This is a genomic window from Calothrix sp. CBUCES-K 9914 (assembly GCF_059640475.1).
Genome location: NZ_JBXXZH010000305.1, coordinates 1 through 4607, shown reverse-complemented (window position 1 = coordinate 4607; position 4607 = coordinate 1). Strand labels below are relative to the sequence as shown.

The window sequence follows — 4607 nt, the reverse complement described above, 5'->3', positions numbered from 1 at the left end:
ACCTTATTCTTCCGCATCCTTCTGCCCTCTGCCCCCTGCCCTCTGCCTTTTTTCGTGCCATTCACCCTTGCCCTTCACCTGGACTTTCTACACCAACGGTTCCACCATGTAGTTCGACTAAGTGACGGACAATTGCTAATCCTAAACCTAGCCCACCAAACCTTCGAGTTGTGCTGCCATCTTCTTGGCGGAAGTAGTCAAATACATGGGGAAGAAATTCGGGTTTAATACCAATACCATTATCGTTGACAATAATTTGGGCTGTATTAGCTGTATTATTTAGGCGGCGCCTTAATTCAATATTAACTTGTCCTCCTTGTGAAGTAAACTTAACGGCGTTAAAGAGAAGATTCCAAACTATTTGCTGTAATCGATTTGCATCACCTGATACTTGTCCTACATTTGGTTCAAGCAATGCGTATATTTGAATTGATTTAGCTTGTGCTGCTAGCTGTACAGTTTCCATTGCCGCCTGAATAGTTGGCGCCAAATTAATTGGGCGAACATTAAGGGCGAGTTTGCCTTGTAAAATTCGGGAGACATCAAGTAAATCTTCGATTAGCTCCGATTGTAATTTGGCGTTGCGTTCAATGGTAGCCAAGCCTTGAGCAGTTTTCGCTTTATCTAACTTGCCCGTTTGAAGCATATTTGACCAACCTAAAATGGGGTTTAGAGGCGAGCGCAATTCATGGGATAATACTGCTAAAAACTCATCTTTAATTCGGTTGGCTTGTTTTAATTGCTCGGCTTGTTGCTGGATTTGTTCATTTTGTTGCCGTTGCGCGGTTTTGTCCTGCAAAATTTTTACAAATCCCTGTACGTCGCCCACTTCTGAAAGCAACGGCATCACTAAACCACTTCCCCAAAAGCGACTGCCATCAGAGCGTACATGCCAACGTTCATTTTCCGCACGTTCAAGAGTTAAGGCAAGTTGCATCTCCTGTTCAGCTTTTCCAAGCTCCTTATCTTCAGGTGTAAAAATCATCTTACCGCTACAACCTAAAGCTTCTGTTTCTGTGTAACCCAAAAGCCTTTAGGCGCCGGAATTCCAACTAGAAATAGTGCCGTTTAGATCAAGGGTGAAAATAGCGTATTCTTTAGCACTTTCAACCATAAGGCGGAAACGAGATTCACTATGGCGCAAAGCTTCAAGAGCCTGCTTGCTATCAGTAATATTACGGAAGTAAATTGTAATCCCATTGGTGGCTGGATAAGTGTGAACTTCATACCAACTATTATGGTCTGGGTAAAACGCCGTTACTGACCCAGCCACGCGGTCACGCATCGCGCGCCAATAAAGTTGCTCAAATTCGCTACCATCAAGTCCTGGAAACGATTCCCAAATAACTTTGCCAAGCAATACATCAGCACTACAATCAAGTAACTGTTCCGCTGTCTGATTTACATATGTAAATTGCCAATTGTAATCAAGTGCTAAAAATCCATCTTTAATACTCTCTAGGATATTTCGGCTTTGCTCCTCGCTTTCGGTTAAAGCGACTTCCGCAAGTTTGCGCTCAGTGATATTGGTAAATAAAATAGCGAACTTATGGCTTTGGGCTTCGCCAATAGGAAAAGCGTTAACATCAAACCAACGGTTCATGGCGATTGATTGATTTTCAAACCGAACGGGTTGACCTGTCTGTACTACTTTGCCATAAGTTTCAAACCAGAAGGGTTCTAGGTTGGGGACGAGAAAACGCATGGTTTTACCTGTTGCTTCCCGAAGCCCCGTCATCATTTCAAATACTGGGTTAACTGTAATGAAGCGATAATCATATGGTTTATTGTTTTCGTCAAACAGCATTTCGCAAATGCAAAAGCCTTGGTCAATTGACTCGAACAATGTGCGATATTTTTCTTCAGATTCGCGCAACGCTGTTTCAACGCGCGTGCGTTCCAATTTCTGAAAGATGCGGTTTGCTAATTCCTGCATCAATTTAATTTCGTCTTCGCGCCAATTATAAGGCTGTGAATGAAAGACGGTGAGCGAAAATTTCCACTCTCCATCTCGAATTAAAGGTGTATTAAGTTCGGCGCCAATGCCAAGATTTTGGAAGCGTTGTGGGTCAACAATACGCGCGTCATTATTAACGTTTCTTACAACAACTGGTTTTCCGGCTTTAGCATCTTGTATAAATTTGGCTCTGACATACTCTGAGATGCGATAAACCCCTACCAAGCTAGGTATATCATCTTGATGCCAACTATACTCATTTACCGCTTGGTCTGCCGCTAAGTTGATTTGGGTGAAGACACAGCTTGAAGTATTCAGATAACTATTTAACCGTTTGCCCACCGATTGTACGATTTCGTCTACATTATTTATACTTACCAAATCTTGACTAATTTTGTCAAGAAATTGGGCATTAAGTTCCGCGCGTTTGCGCTCGGTGATATCTTGAATTGACCAACGGGCACCAACGAACTGCCCTTTCTCATCGCGCACGGCAATTGCAGTAATAGCAACAGGAATTGGATTTTGATTTACAGGCTTTAAACTAAGTTCATCGGTTTGTAGCTGATGCTGTTGTCGTAAGTCATAAAACAGATTTCTGAAAGCGCGACAATCTGGTTTAGAAACATAAACTACCAACGGTACACCAACTAAGTAGCTTGGGTCGCGACCAATTAAAGCAGCAATTTGACAATTTGCTTCAGTAATGTTTCCAACTGCATCAGTAACTACATAGCCAGTTGGCGCAAAGTTGAATAAATCTTGATATCTTTGTTTTTCTATTACGATAGCTTCCTGAGCAATAGCCAGTTCTTCATTTTGTTGGCGTAGTTCTTCTTCCGCAACTCGAAGTTCTTCTAGGGTTATCGTCAACTCCTCGTTTACCTGTTCTAGTTCTTCGGCTTGCTTGGGTTCTTGGGTTGAACGTAATGCCCGTACTACAGATGGTACTAATCGCCCTAACCGTTGCTTGAGTATATAATCTGTGGCGCCACTTTTAAGCGCTGCAATTTCTAGCTCTTCGTCCAAACTGCTAGAAACAAAAATAAATGGAACATCAGGACTTTTTCTCTTGGCAATTTCTAGAGCAGAGAGTCCATCTAAATCAGGCACCGTATAATCAGCTAAAATCAGGTTAAATTTAATGCACTCTAGTGCCGCAACAAAATCGGAGCGGGTTTCTACTCTCAACAACTCACAGTCAATGGCGCCATCAAGTAGGGTGGCTTTAATTACATCGGCACCCTGGAGATTGTTTTCAAGTAAGAGAAACCTAAGTAACTTCATATCAAAGGCACAATCTCAGAATTGAAGGATAATAGCATTCGTAATCAATGCTGATGTGCAATATACCATTAGTACTAGCTCAAATCAACTCTACCCAAAGAAGTAGAAAGTTCTCAAATTATTAGGATTTTCTACACAAGCGCAGTGTTTACCCTGAATTATTTGTCTATAAATAGTTACTGCCTTTGCGTATAAGATAGTTGCTTTTGAGCGTGCTTTGATAGCCATAACATATAACTCTGTTGAGCAATGACTGCATACTGATAGTTTTTCTGCATAAGTTAATGATTCTCGTGCGTACATTTGTACGAGCAAACCATGCTGCTGAATAAGTTGACTACATTCGTATATATAAAATTTGTCATCGCTTTTTAGAGACTTTCCCAAAGCTACAATTTGCAAACCATGCTTATATGTAGTGAGTGCATGTAGCTGTGCTAGCTGTATGTTAGCGTCTGATATTTCGTGCATAAATTTCGTTTGATTATAAGTTACTTGGCATTTTGCACTACTGTGTTTCCTAAAACATCACCACAAGGTAGAGATGCATATTACATTTTGCTGTATTCGTCAATGCAAAATATTTTGCAAGAATTAATTTATTTTTTGATTTTAAAAATGATAGGAGTCAAGTAATGTGAGAAGATGAGAAGTAGAGCTAATAGGTTGTTGAATTTTCACGTTTTATGAATGAAGTGTTATATGGTTAATTAAATATAATTTTTTGCACTATTCTTTTTTATACCTAGAGATATAAAATTTATCTATCTAAGGTTGTAAACAAGGTTAGTTTTTACCCTGCATAACCGTGCGATTGATATAAATACGTGTGGCAATATCATTTTGTTTTACTTTGCCATTGATACTTTCATTCGACTCAACGTTTCATGCATCGGTGCTTGCAAAAGAGCAACACGTGCGGTGCCGAACAACCTTTAGTATTACCAACAAATTGATAAAATATTTTGTATAAATGCTCACCATATATATTAATATTAATATATATTATAATTGTAAAAAAAGGCTGAATTTATTACATACCAAGAAATTATTTAAAACACTATTTCGCTTCTATATTTGATTTTATATATCTTTAGATAGAGCAAGTAAATACTATTTATCTTTAAAAACAAAGGAAGCAGCAGTTAAATAATCTTTTTAAGACTGACATTATGCTAACATCCAATGATATAAAAATAGATAAATTCGCTGACACTCAGCGCAACGGTGTAGAAAATCGTCATGCATTTCATGATGTTGAAGCAGCACTTGCCTATGCCGCAATACAAGCAACCGCATTAGGATTATTTATACATCAAATGGCAGGGTTTGATGTTCCTTCTTCAAAAGAAGTTTATAGTAT

General features: G+C 39.2%; 2 protein-coding genes and 2 pseudogenes. 1 reads left to right on the top strand and 3 read right to left on the bottom strand.

Going from position 1 to position 4607, the window contains the following annotated elements; genetic code table 11:
* Window positions 1-64: 64 nt before the first annotated feature.
* The 3 genes and pseudogenes from AC2JBO_RS38965 to AC2JBO_RS38955 all read right to left on the bottom strand — a co-directional run.
* Window positions 65-1021, bottom strand: a pseudogene (locus AC2JBO_RS38965) (sensor histidine kinase); the annotation flags it as partial.
* 12 nt (window positions 1022-1033) lie between these two features.
* Complete coding sequence (locus tag AC2JBO_RS38960; protein ID WP_496958993.1) at window positions 1034-3244, bottom strand: PAS domain S-box protein; 2211 nt, start codon at window positions 3242-3244, stop codon at window positions 1034-1036.
* A 90-nt stretch (window positions 3245-3334) separates the two neighbouring features.
* Window positions 3335-3715 carry a hypothetical protein gene (locus AC2JBO_RS38955; RefSeq protein WP_496958992.1) on the bottom strand — a complete coding sequence of 127 codons (381 nt, stop codon included), beginning with the start codon at window positions 3713-3715 and terminating at the stop codon, window positions 3335-3337.
* A 701-nt stretch (window positions 3716-4416) separates the two neighbouring features.
* Between AC2JBO_RS38955 and AC2JBO_RS38950 the strand changes: the two are divergent.
* A pseudogene (locus AC2JBO_RS38950) lies at window positions 4417-4607 on the top strand (hypothetical protein); the annotation flags it as partial.